This window comes from Mesorhizobium sp. M0048 (genome assembly GCF_040323405.1).
GTDB lineage: Bacteria > Pseudomonadota > Alphaproteobacteria > Rhizobiales > Rhizobiaceae > Mesorhizobium.
On the sequence record NZ_JAMYUV010000016.1, the window covers coordinates 48,029 to 62,822 of the forward strand.

The 14,794-nt window shown below is 59.3% G+C and carries 12 protein-coding genes and 2 pseudogenes; 3 read left to right on the forward strand and 11 right to left on the reverse strand.

Features of this window, described 5'->3' with window-relative positions:
• Position 1: 1 nt before the first annotated feature.
• Positions 2 to 356 (reverse strand): annotated as a pseudogene (locus NKJ84_RS16185) (terminase large subunit); the annotation flags it as partial.
• Positions 357 to 390: 34 nt separating this feature from the next.
• Here NKJ84_RS16185 and NKJ84_RS16190 point away from each other — a divergent pair.
• Entirely contained in the window at positions 391 to 540 is a 150-nt protein-coding gene (locus NKJ84_RS16190; protein WP_352507322.1) for an HNH endonuclease, read from the forward strand.
• A gap of 18 nt (positions 541 to 558) precedes the next feature.
• Here the strand turns inward: NKJ84_RS16190 and NKJ84_RS16195 are convergent, their stop codons facing one another.
• Positions 559 to 1,143 carry a hypothetical protein gene (locus NKJ84_RS16195; RefSeq protein ID WP_352507286.1) on the reverse strand — a complete coding sequence of 195 codons (585 nt, stop codon included), beginning with the start codon at positions 1,141 to 1,143 and terminating at the stop codon, positions 559 to 561.
• A 1,418-nt stretch (positions 1,144 to 2,561) separates the two neighbouring features.
• On the opposite strand from NKJ84_RS16195, the pseudogene NKJ84_RS16205 reads away from it, so the two are divergent.
• Positions 2,562 to 3,486: pseudogene (locus NKJ84_RS16205) on the forward strand (ABC transporter ATP-binding protein); the annotation flags it as partial.
• 591 nt (positions 3,487 to 4,077) lie between these two features.
• Here NKJ84_RS16205 and NKJ84_RS16210 read toward each other — a convergent pair.
• The 4 genes from NKJ84_RS16210 to NKJ84_RS16225 form a co-directional block, all read right to left on the reverse strand.
• Positions 4,078 to 5,115, reverse strand: a complete 1,038-nt coding sequence (locus NKJ84_RS16210; protein WP_352507287.1) for a phosphatidylglycerol lysyltransferase domain-containing protein — start codon at positions 5,113 to 5,115, stop codon at positions 4,078 to 4,080.
• A 227-nt stretch (positions 5,116 to 5,342) separates the two neighbouring features.
• Complete coding sequence (locus NKJ84_RS16215) at positions 5,343 to 6,065, reverse strand: glycosyltransferase (RefSeq protein ID WP_254817270.1); 723 nt, start codon at positions 6,063 to 6,065, stop codon at positions 5,343 to 5,345.
• A gap of 108 nt (positions 6,066 to 6,173) precedes the next feature.
• Positions 6,174 to 6,947, reverse strand: coding sequence for a glycosyltransferase family 2 protein (locus NKJ84_RS16220; protein WP_352507288.1), 774 nt, complete (start codon positions 6,945 to 6,947; stop codon positions 6,174 to 6,176).
• A gap of 113 nt (positions 6,948 to 7,060) precedes the next feature.
• The gene (locus tag NKJ84_RS16225; protein WP_352507289.1) at positions 7,061 to 8,224 is read right to left on the reverse strand and encodes a glycosyltransferase family 4 protein; all 1,164 of its coding nucleotides are present in this window, start codon (positions 8,222 to 8,224) and stop codon (positions 7,061 to 7,063) included.
• A gap of 219 nt (positions 8,225 to 8,443) precedes the next feature.
• Here NKJ84_RS16225 and NKJ84_RS16230 point away from each other — a divergent pair, with 219 nt between their 5' ends.
• Positions 8,444 to 9,424 (forward strand): glycosyltransferase family 2 protein, encoded by a 981-nt coding sequence (locus tag NKJ84_RS16230; protein WP_352507290.1) that lies wholly within the window; start codon positions 8,444 to 8,446, stop codon positions 9,422 to 9,424.
• 29 nt (positions 9,425 to 9,453) lie between these two features.
• On the opposite strand, the gene NKJ84_RS16235 is transcribed toward NKJ84_RS16230, so the two are convergent.
• The 5 genes from NKJ84_RS16235 to NKJ84_RS16255 all read right to left on the reverse strand — a co-directional run bounded on the left by NKJ84_RS16235 (position 9,454) and on the right by NKJ84_RS16255 (position 14,788).
• Positions 9,454 to 10,143, reverse strand: a complete 690-nt coding sequence (locus NKJ84_RS16235; protein ID WP_352507291.1) for a sulfotransferase family protein — start codon at positions 10,141 to 10,143, stop codon at positions 9,454 to 9,456.
• A gap of 20 nt (positions 10,144 to 10,163) precedes the next feature.
• The gene (locus tag NKJ84_RS16240; RefSeq protein ID WP_352507292.1) at positions 10,164 to 10,943 is read right to left on the reverse strand and encodes a sulfotransferase domain-containing protein; all 780 of its coding nucleotides are present in this window, start codon (positions 10,941 to 10,943) and stop codon (positions 10,164 to 10,166) included.
• Between the two features lie 301 nt (positions 10,944 to 11,244).
• Positions 11,245 to 12,423, reverse strand: a complete 1,179-nt coding sequence (locus NKJ84_RS16245; RefSeq protein ID WP_352507293.1) for a glycosyltransferase family 9 protein — start codon at positions 12,421 to 12,423, stop codon at positions 11,245 to 11,247.
• Positions 12,413 to 13,597: a glycosyltransferase family 9 protein gene (locus NKJ84_RS16250; protein WP_352507294.1), complete on the reverse strand. Its 1,185-nt coding sequence runs from the start codon at positions 13,595 to 13,597 to the stop codon at positions 12,413 to 12,415. Before NKJ84_RS16250 ends, NKJ84_RS16245 begins: the two co-directional genes overlap by 11 nt.
• A gap of 9 nt (positions 13,598 to 13,606) precedes the next feature.
• Positions 13,607 to 14,788: a glycosyltransferase family 9 protein gene (locus NKJ84_RS16255; RefSeq protein ID WP_352507296.1), complete on the reverse strand. Its 1,182-nt coding sequence runs from the start codon at positions 14,786 to 14,788 to the stop codon at positions 13,607 to 13,609.
• Positions 14,789 to 14,794: the final 6 nt, after the last annotated feature.

Here is a 14,794-nt window from a genome sequence, read left to right on the forward strand (position 1 = left end):
ACGGCACGCCATCGCGGTCTGCACGTACTGCGAGGTTGTCACGCGGGCAGAAGAACCATGGATGCACTATGTACCCGTCACTTTCGCGCCAGGCTGCGACTATGACCGTAAGATCCCTGTTCGAGGAAAGGTCGGCGGCCAGCCAACACGGCCGACTGAGTAGCGCGCCCAAATCGATGGGCGCGCTACCTTGGTCGGACACAGACATCTCCACGAATGGCGAATGCGAATGCTCGAGCGAGTTGGCGCAGCCCGTCTATATCAGGAAAGCCGCCGGCTAGGCCAGGATTAACCCGGTACCAATTGGCTTCATCCTGCCAATCAGCATCGGAGTCCGTCTCAAATAGAATCGGCAGCGTATAGCCGAGTTTCCGTTTTTGCGCGCACTGCCTGCATGACGAAGTTGTCACGGTGGCGGACGATGTCAACCACACTGTACCCATCACAGTCGCGCCTGAACCTCGGCTGGATCCTACGAATCTGCAGTCGCTATGCAGGCGGCATCACAATGCCAAGACGTTGCAAGACAGTCGGACGTGACAGAAATCTATATGCCGTTTACGGGTTGAGTGGATGGTCCCCAAGGTCGACCAACGGATCAGTTTCGTCTGGAACGCCCTTGGTCGTATCGACCGTCGCGATCTTGCAGTACATCATGCCAAATAACCTGTTTCGGATGAGTATTGGACCGGCGATCTGAGTGATTTGAAGGCAAACCGAAATGTCGGTGTTGTTCGATACTTGCCAGAAGAAGGCAGGCCGCAGAAGCGTCTTAGGGTCATGGCCCGCAGCAGGATCAAAGAACGGCAATTTTAGGTTGAACGACGTAATATCATGACTTGGACCAGAAGCAACTATTTTACAGATTGCTCTGTCTATTACATCATTTCGGTAGGTGCCATTCAATGATGAGTAATAGACCATAGCTTCGCAATCGAAAATATCGTCAGTGTCCACGTCTACGACTACCTGTGAGGTTCTAACAGTGATACGCGTTAAGACACCACCCACGACATTGCTCGTAACGTTTTGATATGAAGACCCCGACAGGTCGGGTAGTAGTTGGTACTTGGCACCATATGCTGTAGACGTAACGAATACTGCCAACAAACTGGCAAACATACAGGCTATTTTCTGCAGCATCGATTGTTTCCTTCTCTGGGGAAACTCTAATATACCTGCTCGGACAACTGTGTGCAACTTGGCTGCCTCCTCGCGCCACGCAAAGACAATGCGTCTTAGCGGTCAGACACCAAATACCGTGAGAGCGGTCTCGGGTCGTGCGGGGGGCTCGAAATTTGCGCTTGGGACTCCGGGACCGCCCAAGCTAGTTCGCTCCCGACTCTATCAAATTGGAATATCCTGAAATGTCGCATCATCAGCGTGGCCGAAAGGCTACGCCAACCGCCCTATTAGATTCCCTCGCCACTGCACCGAAACCACCAACGACAATGTCCAGGGAAGCCAAGGCGGAATGGCGCCGCGTCGTTCCGATCCTCATAGAGCGACGGGTCCTACGCGCCAACTGCTCTTCGATGCTGGCGCGCCATTCGGATAGCCACGCGAAACTTCAGAGCGACGGGTCCTACGCGCCAACTGCTCTTCGATGCCGGCGCGCCATTCGGATAGCCACGCGAAACTTCACACGAACAACCCCGTCTCAGCCGTTTAAACTAGCGAATGAGAACGCCCCTACTCCGCAGGACGGATCGGCGGCGTGCGTCCGCGGTGGCCATTGCGGTGTCGCTTATGCGATCCAGAGCGAGTGCCGCGCATCCCGGCTCTGCAATTGGCGCGTGCTGCCGGCATTGTCGGTGCACAGAGAATATGGTTTCTAGTTCGCTTCCCCTAGCACCCTTCCCGATCTTCGGAATTCACCGCGCGCGGTCACCCGGCAATCGGGAGCGCCGTTAGATCCTCGAATACGCGTCGCAATTCAGGGCTGGGAGCGATGCAAGCGGTTCGATAACTGTCTAAGAACGGCAGGCAGACTGGACACCCGCGGCGGACAATGAGGTTCACGGATATCCCGGCGAACATCCGCATCGGAGCGGTCATTATCGACGCCAGAAGAGCGTTCCAAACGGGCTGTCGGCGGCTCTGTCGTGGGAACGAAAAAAGAAGGGAAGCAGAACTTTCCTGTGCGATTTTTGCACACAACATCTCGTAACTAATTGATTATATTTCGACATCTGTCCCATCCATCATAGGTGCCACGGCAACTTTGTGGCGTAACATATTCATTTTACTAGTTTCTCTGTCTCAGTCCGTCCGATACTCCGTTCGAATGACAGAGCAATTTAGCAAGAGATACAACACCTAACTAACCCGATATACGATTTTGCCGCCGCAACTGAAAGCAAATTGGCATGTCACAATGTCACTGTACGCACCAGTTAGATGCCTGCCGTGGAACGATGCACCGCCGGCGGCATACCAGTCAGCCAAGGCGAAGCGTGTTGCGGGCGATCTGCCACCCGGATTCGACATGCCGCCGCGCCGCCGCCGCCTCGTCCGGCTTGCGCGACCGGATTGCATCCATGATTTCGGTCATTTCGGTGATCGCCGGCTTTCAGGACCCGACTTCCGGCGATGTCTTGCTGGAAGGAAAATCACTGCTTGCAGTGCCTTCGCACAAGCACAACATCGGCATGGTCTTCCAACGCTACACGCTGTTCCGCATCTGACGGTGGCCGAAACCGTCGCTTTTCCGCTGCGGGTTCGCCGCCGGCCGGACACCGAGGTGAAGAAAAAGGTCGCCGACATGCTGGCCCTGGTGCGGCTCGAAAGCTTTGCCGGGCGCTTACCCGGTGCGCTGTCGGGCGGCCAGCAGCAACGCGTCGCGCTGGCCCGGGCGCTGGCCTACGATCGTCCGATCCTTTTGATGGACGAGCCATTGTCGGCGCTCGACAAGAAGCTGCGAGGAAATCCAGGGCGAAATCCGCCGCATCCATCGCCAGACCGGCGTCACTATTCTCTACGTCACCCACGATCAGGAAGAGGCGCTGCATCTGTCGGACCGAATCGCCCTGTTCAAGGATGGCCGCATCGAGCAGACCGGCACCGGCGAGGATCTCTATCTCAGGCCGGCGACCGATTCCGTTGCCGGCTTCACCGGCAATTCCAATTTCCTTGCTGCCGAACATCTCGGCACCACCAACGGCACGACAACGATCCGCATGACAGACTGTTGGGTCATATCCGGAGTCAGGGCCAACGGCACGTTCGGCAAAGGCCAGAAGACCAGGCCTGATGATCCGGCCCGAAGCCTTTAGCATGGAGCGGAGCCCGGCGAGCGCGGAACTGAATGTCGAGATCGTCGACATCGCATTTTACGGCTAGCGCCGGCGGATCGTCGCGCGCATCGCCGCTGGGCAGGAGGTTGACATCAGGCCGACCTCCGCCGCCATGCAATCGCAGGATGTGTCGCCCTGCACCCGGCAGGTCTTTTTCGATCCGGCTGCTGCATTCCTGTTTCCGGCCTGACTAAGCCGCGGTGGATCGCCGCCCTTCAACGCTTCGCAGCGATGGAGGCGTGCTTAGGATAAGTTGTGGTTCGGTCCATCATCAGCTTCGGTCGGCAAGCGCGTAACGTGTTCGACACTACCGGCTGCTGATTGGATGGCGGGGGTAGCTCGTGTATCCATTGACAGTCGTCATGCTCGGTTGGAAGATGAAGAAGGTCAGCGGCGATAGCCATACGGGAAGGCAATGGTCCAACCGCCAGATACCGGACACCATCCTGGCAGCGTCGTCGCGGTCATCGTCATTTGTTTGATCATCGTTGCTTTGTTCTTCATAGGCTTCAGATACTCAAGGCCGGGCCAGGGTACTCTCGTTATTCCTGGCGGTACGCAGCAGCAACCGTGAATCCGCCCCTTGGCGCGCGCTGATGCGGAGCCGTTCTCGTGCTGCCAAAAGTAGCCGGCGGGACTGGGGGACGCAGCAGAATGGTCCGGCGCGTCGCAGCCGGTCTTTTTGCTCCCGCCGCGGCATTCCTTTCCCACCTAAAGAACCAAGCCTGGCCGGCGTGGTGTCGACCATGCTGGGAGATGACGAGCCCTCATCCACCAGGCACTAGACGGCCCTGATCAGCCGGAGCAAAGAAAGCGCTTCGAAAAAGGTCCCTTTGCGAAAGGCGAGATAGGTCGGCTCTTCGACACCATGGAACCGGCGCTTGAAGGCCGCCTGCCCCTGCAGGTTGAAGCGGGTGCGATTGACCCACGGCGATTCATAGGCACGCTGGAAGGCGCGCCGCCAGAAATCGCTTTCGGCAAACCCGCTAGGTCCGATTTCGACAAGCGGCGACAGGCCGAGGGTGACCACGGAAACACCTTCGTCGCGAAAGCGGTCGACCGCGAATTTGGTCAGGCCGATCTCGGCATGCGCCGAGGCATCGATGTGCTTGCGCTTGAACGACGTGGTGTAGCCGATGACCTTGCCGTCGCTGAACAGCGGATCGAAATCCAGCAAGGCCACGAGCTCTCCATCCGGACCGTGCAGGACGAAACGGCGCATATCGACGCCAAGGTGATCGGCAAAAGGCCTGTTGAGAAACCTCATCTCCCAGCGCTTGACGATGCGGTCGGCCCGCCAATTCTGGGAGAGCCTGGCAATCTCGTCGAGGAAGACGGTCCCATTGTCCTCCGCGAAGGAAAACCCCTTCCTCAAGAGCCAGCGTTCGGAATAACGCACTGTCTCATTGCGCTTTCCGGAAAAGTCGTGGCCGGGCAGGACAAGCCTGGTGTCGACGCCGAGGCGGTTGACCTGATAGCCAAGTCCGGCAAGCACGTGCGCCGTCTGTTCGCCGATCTGCACGAACCACGGGCTGCCGGCAACCTCGATGAAACGTTCGATATAGTCGCGCCGATCGGCCGGGGCAGCCATTGGATCACCGAGCGCGAAGTGATGTCGCGTTTTGGTTCCGTAAGCGATGTAGCCCTGGGCATCGCCGAAGTAGTGAAGCCCCTTCTGCACGGCGGTCGAATAGGCAAGGGAAAAATCACCATGGCGACGGACCAGCAACAGGCGCTCGACATGGTTCAGCCGCAGCCGCGGTATTTTACGCCCGCGGTTTTCCAGGAAACGATCGAGGCGTCTTCGCAGTGACGACATGGTCGACTTTCGCGTGCCGGCTAGGCCGATGAAAGAGCTGACGGACCCCAAACCGATCATATTGCCGCGAGCTGATCCTTATCTCAGCGCGTCATGCTTCCCCAGCCGGAACCGCCAGATTCCTAGGCGCAATCTGCCCCGGTCCCGCCCCGAGGCGGCACCACGCGTTGTTGCCGACGCCGATGCCACTTCGGAAGCGCCCAGGTCACCTGCCAAACACGATGCTCTTATCGAACTGCGCTCTGAGAAGATTCTGCCTGATCGGAAGCCAGGAACTCGTCGCGTTCTGCTATCCACAAGTCGGCATAGTCGACATTCTGCCACTCGGCAAACCACGGGCCGCCGCTCGTATAGTGGACCGCCTTAGGTGTGCCGACAGCAGGCTTTTCGTTCCAGCCTTCGAGCCAATTCCACTCTACCGGCAATGAACCCAAATCTTTGTCGGCAACCCACTGCATTCGGTGAAGATAGGCGCCACTTTCCTGATTCACGACCTCTGGCGTGAGCGATTTGACCGAAGGATGCGCGCAATTGAACAGCATCAGCGACGACCAGTTTTTCCGAGGATAGGATGTCTGGACCACGCCATCCATCTTGGTTGTGGCCTTCGGCGTATAGTCATGCTGGACGCAATAGACCGCCTTGTCCGAGTCCGTATATTTCAGCAGGCCTGCGACGTCACCAAGCCACAGGAAATCGCAATCACAAAACAGGGCCCAGCCCGTGTAGTCGGCGAGAAAAGGCGTGAGGAAGCGCGTGTAAGTGAACTCCGTCGAGGCGAGTGGATCTTTTTCCCGCCAATACAGCCGGCGGGCACGCATCTCGTCTTGTTTGATCGGAATGACGGAGACAGGCGCCGACGCATGTTTGAGCAGCGAGTGTCGCGCGACGTCGTACGCGATCGGCTCACGGCTGTCCCATCCGATAAATACCCTAAACGCATCAGTCATATTCACTACCCTGGCTTTCGATTTTATCGGTCGTACACTAACTAGTTGGCGATGGCTCGGCAACAATTGCGGTCAACCGAGCCGGTTTCTCACAGATTTGTCCTGGCCTCAGCCTTGCTTTTTTGGGTGGACCCGGCCTCGCATTCCCAATGCGACACGCGCCCATTTCTGATAGGTGTAGCTGGCCGAATACGCGGCCACCATCGCACCAATGGAACCGTCCAGAAATCCCAGCCGGAAAATATAGCTGCGCACATAGGCCCAGACGGAACGCAAAACTGCCTTGCCTATCGAGCTTTTTTTGCCCTCGGCAAGCAGCTGCGCGGCGGATGCTTCTGCGTACCGGCCGATCTTGTCGTGGGCATCTGCCAGGTCGGTGATCGAGTCGTGCTCGATCGGCTGGGACAATCGCCCGACCTTTCCGTTCAACACTACTTTCTCGTGCACGGTGTCGTCGCTGAAGCGCCCGGAGCGGCGACGGAAGAGCCTGAGCACTAGATCGGGCGACCAGCCACTATGGCGGACAATGTGCCCGCAAAAGCGCGATCTTCTCGGTATTTCGAAGCCGTCATAGGCTTTTGGGTCGGCGATTACGGCCCTGATTTCCGTGCCGAGCGGCGCCTCCACCCACTCATCGGCATCCAGCGAGAGGATCCAATCGCCCCTTGCCGCGGCCAGCGCACGGTTTTTTTGCGCGCCGAAACCGGGCCAATCAAGGGTCATCAAAACCTTGGCCCCCAAGTCACCGGCAATCTCCCTGGTGCTGTCGCTGCTGTCATTGTCGAGAACGATGATTTCGTCTGCAAAATCCACCGAGCGAAGGCAGCGCGCGATGGACGCCTCCTCGTTGCGGGTGATGATAATGACCGAGAGCGCCGGCACGGTCAGAAGGTTCCGGCATCAAAGCTGCCACTGTCATTCGAATGCATCTGCAGCATCGGCTCCCGGCCCGTTAGCACATTGAGGGTACTAATCTAATTCAACAAAGTCGAAAATCATTTCAGATCAAGGCTTTCATACAGCGCCATCATTCGCTTGATCATGACATTGAAATCATAGTGTTCGGCCGCCACTCTCACCCGGGCTCCGGTTTCAGGTCGTGACGCCAACTGCAGCGCGTGGGCGAGCGCTGCTGCGAGGTCACGTTCGCTGGCCGCATCGCAAACGAGCGTCGGCTCGAACCGCTCGACAAGCTCGCGCGCTCCACAGCCGGTGCTTACCACGGCGGGCAAGCCGCTGGCCATCGCTTCGATGACCACTGTGCCGAAAGGATCATAGATGGAAGGCAGCACGGCAATATCGGCCGCGCCGTACCACGGCAGCATGTCTTTCTGCGGCCCCAGCATCTTGAGCCGTGCGCCGAGACCGAGCCTGTTACCGGCCTGCCTGAAGGCGTTGGCGCGCGAATCATGGCCGATGACCCACAATTCCGGCTCGCCATCGAGCCTGGCGACAGCCTTCATCAGTGCAAGCAGTCCTTTTCGCGCAAAGCCCGAGCCGACAAACAGGACGACCGGCCTGTTTTCGTCGACGTCGAGCTGCGCGCGGACCGCGGCCCGATGCTGTTGGCGCAGTTGCGGATTGAAGCGGTCGAGATCCACCCCGTTGGGAATATGGTGCACATTTTCGGCCGGATAATCATAGTGACGGACAATGTCCTCGGCGACCATCTTCGAAATCGCTATGACAGCTTTGAGCCGTGGACTGGCATAGGTTGCGCGCTCGAGGCGCAGCGTCTGGCGGTGAAAGGGGCTCAGCGCCATTGCCGCCCTGCCGAGCCGCGTCTCGAAACGCCGCCGTTCGGCAAGATAGGCGGCATGAACGCCCTCCCCGGCCCGGAAAACATCGCAGCACGGGAGGCGATCGTTGCTCTGCACCAGCGCCGGTGGCATCTCGGCGATCTTGCGGCAGGCGGCTTGAGCAAAGGACGCCGCCCGCAGCGAACGCGGAAAGCGGCGGCCGGCGCAATGGATGAATTCTACGCCTTCATAGCGCGGCCAGTCACCCGAGAGCACGGCCACCGGCCGCTGACGCGCGGCAAATGCGGCCATGATGTTTTCCAGCATGATCTCGCCGCCCCCAAAGGGCGCATAACGCTGGCGCACGAACAGGATCGGCCTGTCGAATTGATTTTCGATGCCACGAATGCCGGCATGCATTGGGTCAGGGCTCCGGCCTTGTTGCCATCTGACGATGTCTATAGAGGCCAGCGCGCATCGGCAACAGTTGGAAGGCTCACTCGCGGAACTCAGAACAGGCCTGTGTCCATTGTCCGCGACTGCTTGCGATTTGCCTGACGGTGCTGCATGTAGAAATTAACTGCAAACAGCGGATCAGCGCCAGCCGGGTAGTGACCGCTATGAGGGGGAAGCGACGGCTTGAGCAAAGCAACCTGGCCCGCCATTGTCCGCCGGACGATTACCGACACCGCCATATATCGGCTGAGACGCACCTTCGGAAGGCGGGCAGAAGTGTCATCGCTACGGCCGATAACGCCCCTTAAAGCGAATGACCTGCCTTTGATCCTCGTCATCCGCAACGAGGCGGACAGGCTGCGCCCGTTCCTGAAGCACTATCGCGAGCTCGGCGTCACCAGATTCGCCGTCCTCGATGATCGCTCAACCGACGGAACAGCTGAGCTTCTGGCCGAGCAGCCAGATGTCGATCTATTCAGCTCGCCGCTCACCTATTCTCAGTCGGACCTGGGAAACCTTTGGCGGCAGCGTCTTGTGCAGATTTATGGTCAGCCTCGCTGGTATCTGACCGTCGATGCGGACGAATATCTTGTCTATGACGGCATGGATCAGAATCCGCTCGGCGCGATGGCCGCCTGGCTCAAGCGGCGCGGAATGACACGCCTGCTGGCGCCGATGATCGACATGTATCCGAGCGGAAACATCTGGGACGTACCCTTCGATCCCATCGTGCCGCCATGGCAGGTTGCGGACCATTTCGACGGCAGCGGCTATGAGGTGACGAGGAGCCCCCGGCATCTCAAGATCACAGGCGGCCCGAGGACCCGGCTTTTCGCCAGGCAGCACAAGTTGACCAAGTTTCCTCTGATATATGTTGATCGCCAGACGATTTTTACGTCGATTCACGCACCGCTGCCCTACTGGCGAAACTATATAAAGGGATTGGCCGGCCTGCTTCATTTCAAGTTCTTCGCCGATTTCAACGACAAGGCGCAGGTCGCGGTGGCGGAAGGTCAGTATTGGAACGGTGCTTCCAAATATCGCCAGTATCATGAGGTATCGAGCGGTAAAGCCGCTCTCAGCGCGATGAGCGAACAGTCAATGCTGTACGAAGGCGCTCACAGCCTATTCCAAACGGGTTTGATCGACAAAATTGATTGGTAGACGGCACTCCGGCAGATGCCGAACCAACATCATGCATAACCGAACGCTTTCATGAGCTGGGCACCTCGTCCTTGTACCAGGTCCTGTAACTCGGCGTTTCCAAGTTCGGAGCGCCATCTCCCGCTCCCGTCATAGATTGGCTGATTGACCTGGTGGTTCCGGAGCACCTCGTGTGGCGTCTCGACGCTGGCGTCGGTCGGCTTGAACCATTGCTGCGGGTTCTTGTGGTAGTCGAGGAGATCCGGGCTGAAGGTCACATCAAGAAAGCCGCATATCTGCTCGACCACTTTGGCCGGTTTCTCGACCAGATCCTCATAGCGATAGATCAGCACATCCGGCTTTCCCCGTTCCGCGAGAACCAGCGCATTATCGTTGATCCAGCGGTCGAGAGCCTCCTGTGGGTCGTCAAGTCGTTTCGTCAGCGACGCCACGACGTCGCGCCCGTCTCGCACCGGCATGATGAAACGCGCGCCGGGCACGAGCCGGCGAATGCGGGCCACACGGCGGATATGCCGCGGCGTCTTTTCAAGCAGCACGTTCTTTCCAGCCTCGCGCGCCGCCCGCTTCAGTTTCCAGAAGCGGAACATGGCCAGTGGCGTCCACTTGAAGAAAATGTTGGTTTCCTGAAGCGGCAGGTAGACGTCAGGATGCGACGCAAGGATCGTCGCAATCAACGTCGTCCCGCTATGGCCGCAGCCGCAAATGAATCCGGTCCGCATCACCATGTCGGCAATGCCCCCTAACCCAAGGCGACCCGGGCGCGGTTATCGACGCGAGCGTAGCACAAGCCGTTCGTGCTAAAGACCTTGTCCAGCTTCTCCCAATATTCGAACTTGGCTAACTGCTCGTCACAATAGGCCACGTCGTTCTCGGAAAGATATTTGCCGTAACCGCCTATCTTACCCTTGCGCACCTTGAAGCTTTCGGGATCATTCGCATCGCGCGGCTGTAATATCTTGCCGTATCGATCGGACAGATCACCGGTCGATTCACTCACTTTCATCTTGTCGAAGGTTCGGTTGTTCGCCACGTCGACAAGCGTCTGATCGTCAGCCTGCTGGTTCAGGAATCCAAGGATCGCGCGAAGGACACCAGCCGTATCCCGATGCATATCTTCATATTGAAGATACCGGATTTCGCGCATCCGGGGCATGGCCGCGAACCAATGCAGATTGAATCTGATGATCTTTTCAATCCCATGATTGTCGCTTCTGATAAAATCACTGAACGATCCGGCTGGAAGCATGTGGCGCTTCTGAACCTGAAAGTACCCTGAGACCACCGTATCTCTTGGATCGCGAACAAGCATTATTGTTCTTCTCTTCTTGTATCGAGATTTATTCTCCTTGAGGCTCGATTTTGGTCGAAGTAACTTGTGGTCGGTTCCGTCGTGAATGTATTGAACTTCAACTCCGAGATCGTCCAGCATGACACGCAGCCACGTGCGCCCTGATTTTGGAAAGGATACGATAAGAGGAAGAGGCGGCGCTTTGGCCTGGAAAAATTTTAGAAAGGACATGGGAGAGACCTCCTTTAGATTATCAGAGCTGGCGCCCGAACCGCTGCAGGCCAGACCAACCCCATTACTGGGCGCCTAAGCCTACGGCTGATTCGAACACAAGGCAGAAATGCCGGCAAGAATTGCGATCCTCTGCGGGGCGAATTGGCCTTTACTATATCCCGGTTCGGAATGCCTTATGTTTTTTGGCCTGTTGCGACGAGTGTTCGACACGGGCGCTCCATTCCGCGATCCGTCGGCCGAACGCTTAATGCGGATCGCGTCGATGCGTATTCAGTGACGCGCTTTCGGACGACATGCATTAGCCACTCACTTTTGTGATCCATGGCGCCAGGATGGCCTCGGCCTCGCTCATCACCACGGACCAGGGGCGTTCCCGTTTCGAGACCAGCACGGCCGATGGATAGTAGGGCGTGCGGTCGCCCTCGACCGGCCAGGAGCGCTTGAAGCCGTCGCCCAGAATGAAAACCGAGGGGATGCCGAGCGCGCCCGCCAGATGCGCTCCGGTATTGCTGATGGTCACCACGGCGTCCATCGCGGCAACCTGCGCGGCGAAAAGGTCCATGTCGACGAGCTGATCGACCGATCTGTCATAAAGAATGCGCTCCGGCTCACCGTCGGTCAGGATCTTCAGATCGGTCTCGATCTGGCCGTACTGCAGCGAGACGAACCGGAGGTCCCGGCGGCCGATCAGGTTTCGCCAGGCGGCAAGCGGCGGCAGGTCTTTGCCGGGATTGGAGCTGCCCCATGCGACACCGACCAACGGCCGCCCTTCCTTCCGGTAGCGGGCGCGAAGTTCAGCGACCCGGGCCGGATCCGGCTTAAGGGGCACGAAATGCTCGCGGATCGTCGCCTCGTCGGTCTCGAAAACGGCAGTCAGATGCTGGACGCCGGCGAAGGCCTGCGCCTCGGCATAGACGGCCTTGCCGCCAGCACCGACCGGCCGCACATCGGCAGTTGGAAAAGTGCGCTGAAAGAGCGGTACCAGGCGGCGCTCGACGAGGACGATCGAACGGGCGGCGCGCGCCAGGGCACAGCCGACGGAGCTGGCATGATGGATCGCGGTGGCCAGACCCTGCTTTTCGGTTTCCATCAGATCGATCAGCAGTGTCTGGCCAGAAATATCCTGGCCCAGCCACTCGCCATCGACGCGGCCGTTGACGATGTGGCGTCGTGCAATCCTGAGTTCGGCGGCTGCGCCATAGGCGCCCATCCGCATCAGCGCCTTGCTGAGCTCGTCGATCAGGTGGACCTCGCCCCTCGATTTCGCAATGGATCCAAGAGCCAGGGCTTTCGGCAGTGCCGCCGGCCAATCGCGGGACTCGACGCTTCGCCGATAATCCGCCATCTGATCGGCAATGTCGCCGTCACGCCAGCGAAGGAAGAGCTGCCGCCGGTGACGTCGGAACCAGACCTTGTATTTGTAGCCTGCAAGCGCGACAGCGCGGCGCAACCGGCCGAGAAGTAGGCTACCTTCCATCGCCAGCTCCGCCGATGATTTGCATGACCCGTCCGCCTGCTTCCTGCACTGCCGACGCCCAGGTTCGGCCGCCTTTTCGGACCAGTCGAACGCTCGGATATGCGGCGACGGTCTCGCCGAAGGCAGGCCAGGACAGTCGAAACCCGTCGTCGAGCATGACAACCGTCGGCACGCCGAGCGCTCCGGCCAGGTTGGCGCCGGTATTGCTGACCGTCACCACTGCGTCGAGCGCCGCGATTTGGGCGGCAAAGCGGTCCATGTCCGTCAACTGGTCGACGGAAGCGTCATGGATGATGCGGCCCGGCGCGTGGCGCTCGAACTCGGAGAGAGCCGGCCCGACATCGCCATATTGCAAGCTGACGAGGCGCCCCGGCAGGCTGCCGAACAGCGTCCGCCAATCGTCCAGAGCCGGCAGATCCTTGCTCTTGTTCAGGCTTCCCCAGGCAAATCCGATCAGCGGACCTGGGCCGCCATCGAGATAGGTGCCGCGCAGCTCGGCAACCAGTCGGCGGTCCGGCTCCAGCGGAACGAAGGGCGCGCGTGCCGCCGGGTCGTCCGGCCAGAAATGCTTTGCGAGTGTCTCGAAACCGGCAACGACATCGGCGTCCACTGCCGCCATGTCCTCTTCCCCTTCAATCCTAACATCGAGCGCAGGATATGTTCTGCGATAAAGCGGTGCCAGTCGCGGCTCGACGAAGACGATGCATCGACCGGCAGCCGCGACGACTGGACCAAGCAGCGACGCGAACTGGAAAAAGATCGCCAGGTCGCCTTCGCGACGATCGACGAGAAGCGTGCGACCCGCAAGATCACTGCCATCCCAATCGGGTCTGCCGCGCTGCTTGCTCGCCGCCATCAACTGCCAGATGCGATTTCCGCCGTCGAGACGCCTCAGTCCGCGCCCCGCTTTCTTGATCAGGCCGAGATCGCCAAGCTGCTCACCAAGCGCGCCAAGCGCCAGTGCATGGTCGCGAGCAGTTTGCCAGTCACCACGCTGCACGCTTTCCTCCATCAGCCTCATATGCCTTTCGGCACTTTCGTCGGCGTGGCGCGAGGGACGTCTAAGAAGTTCCTTTGCCCGCTCGAGAACCTTCTGCAGCCGCTTGCCGGCGGCGCCTTGCGGGCGCAGATCGGCGGTTTTTGCTTTCTGAAGGATGGTTCGTCTGTTCTGCACGGCGATGTTCTATCGTCCTCGGGGAGCGTCGGAAAGCGCCGTCAGGATCGATGAGAGCCGCCGGCCGGCCTCGTCGAGCACCAGCGACCAAGTGCGCCCCTCCTTGCGAATGACAATGCCCTTCGGATACCAGGGTGTCCGGTCGCCGGTCACCGGCCATGCCGTCTGAAAATTATCGTCGATGAGGAAAACAGTCGGCACGCCAAGGGCTCCGGCAAGATGGGCCGCCGTATTGCTGATCGTCACGACAGCATCGAGTGCGGCGACCTGTGCCGCGAAACCGTCCATGTCGACCATCTGGTCGACGCCGTCGTCAAAGATCAGACGCGCTTCATTGCCGTTGCGAAGGCGCCGCAACGCCGGCTTGATCTGTCCGTACTGGAGCGAAACGAAGGTCGCTTGTGTCTGGGCGATGAACCGTGCCCATTCAGGAAAATCAGGCACGTCCTTGGTGTGGGATTTGCTGCCCCAGGAGAGGCCGACCAGCGGCAGATCCGTCATCGCCCGATAGCGCTTGCGGAATGTCTCGACGTGTTCAGGATCTGCCCGCAGCGGCACGAAGTCGGCAGCAAGCTTTTCGGCATCGCGTCCGAACACCCAGGCGAGATCTTCGAAAGTCGCACGTTTGTTGGCGACCACATTCCGCTGCGCCGGGACCACGGTCGCCTTCGGGAACGTTCGCTGCAGAATTGGTACCAGGCGCGGCTCGACCCGGATTGTTGCGCTTTGCGCATAGGCAGCGGCAGCGCCGGCCAGTCGCGCGTGGCGGATAACCCGGCCAAGGCTGCGCGGGTCATCCTCCACAAGGTCGATCAGCAGTGTATCCGATCCGAGATTCTCGCCGGTCCACTCGTTCGCGCTTTTCCCTTTCCGCAGCCGGCGAGCGGAAAGCCGAAGCTCAGCTGCCCGCGCAAAGTTGCCAAGCCGTTCGAATGCCTGGCCCGCCTTCTGCATCAGCTCCGGGTCGCGATTATGATCGGCCGCGACAGCTATCTCATTGGTACCGGCTTCAAGGCCTTTCCAGTCCCTGCGAACGATCAGGGCCTCAACCCTGGCTTGCAGCTCAAGAATGGACCGCGGCTGCTTGGGGCCGGAAAACAACCTGCGCACCGCCTTTTTGTACCGGCGCACCTGAAGGCCCAGTCCACCAATCACATACCGAACATAGGAACCGTGATAAAAGCTGGTCATCGGCCT

What these genes read in the sequence shown, in the direction of transcription:
- NKJ84_RS16225 (WP_352507289.1), bottom strand. Translation starts at nt 8,224, where the DNA reads ATGCATGCCGGCATTCGTGGCATCGAAAATCAATTCGACAGGCCGATC.
- NKJ84_RS16255 (WP_352507296.1), bottom strand. Translation starts at nt 14,788, where the DNA reads ATGACCAGCTTTTATCACGGTTCCTATGTTCGGTATGTGATTGGTGGA.
- NKJ84_RS16210 (WP_352507287.1), bottom strand. Translation starts at nt 5,115, where the DNA reads ATGTCGTCACTGCGAAGACGCCTCGATCGTTTCCTGGAAAACCGCGGG.
- NKJ84_RS16245 (WP_352507293.1), bottom strand. Translation starts at nt 12,423, where the DNA reads ATGGAAGGTAGCCTACTTCTCGGCCGGTTGCGCCGCGCTGTCGCGCTT.
- NKJ84_RS16235 (WP_352507291.1), bottom strand. Translation starts at nt 10,143, where the DNA reads ATGCGGACCGGATTCATTTGCGGCTGCGGCCATAGCGGGACGACGTTG.
- NKJ84_RS16215 (WP_254817270.1), bottom strand. Translation starts at nt 6,065, where the DNA reads ATGACTGATGCGTTTAGGGTATTTATCGGATGGGACAGCCGTGAGCCG.
- NKJ84_RS16195 (WP_352507286.1), bottom strand. Translation starts at nt 1,143, where the DNA reads ATGCTGCAGAAAATAGCCTGTATGTTTGCCAGTTTGTTGGCAGTATTC.
- NKJ84_RS16240 (WP_352507292.1), bottom strand. Translation starts at nt 10,943, where the DNA reads ATGTCCTTTCTAAAATTTTTCCAGGCCAAAGCGCCGCCTCTTCCTCTT.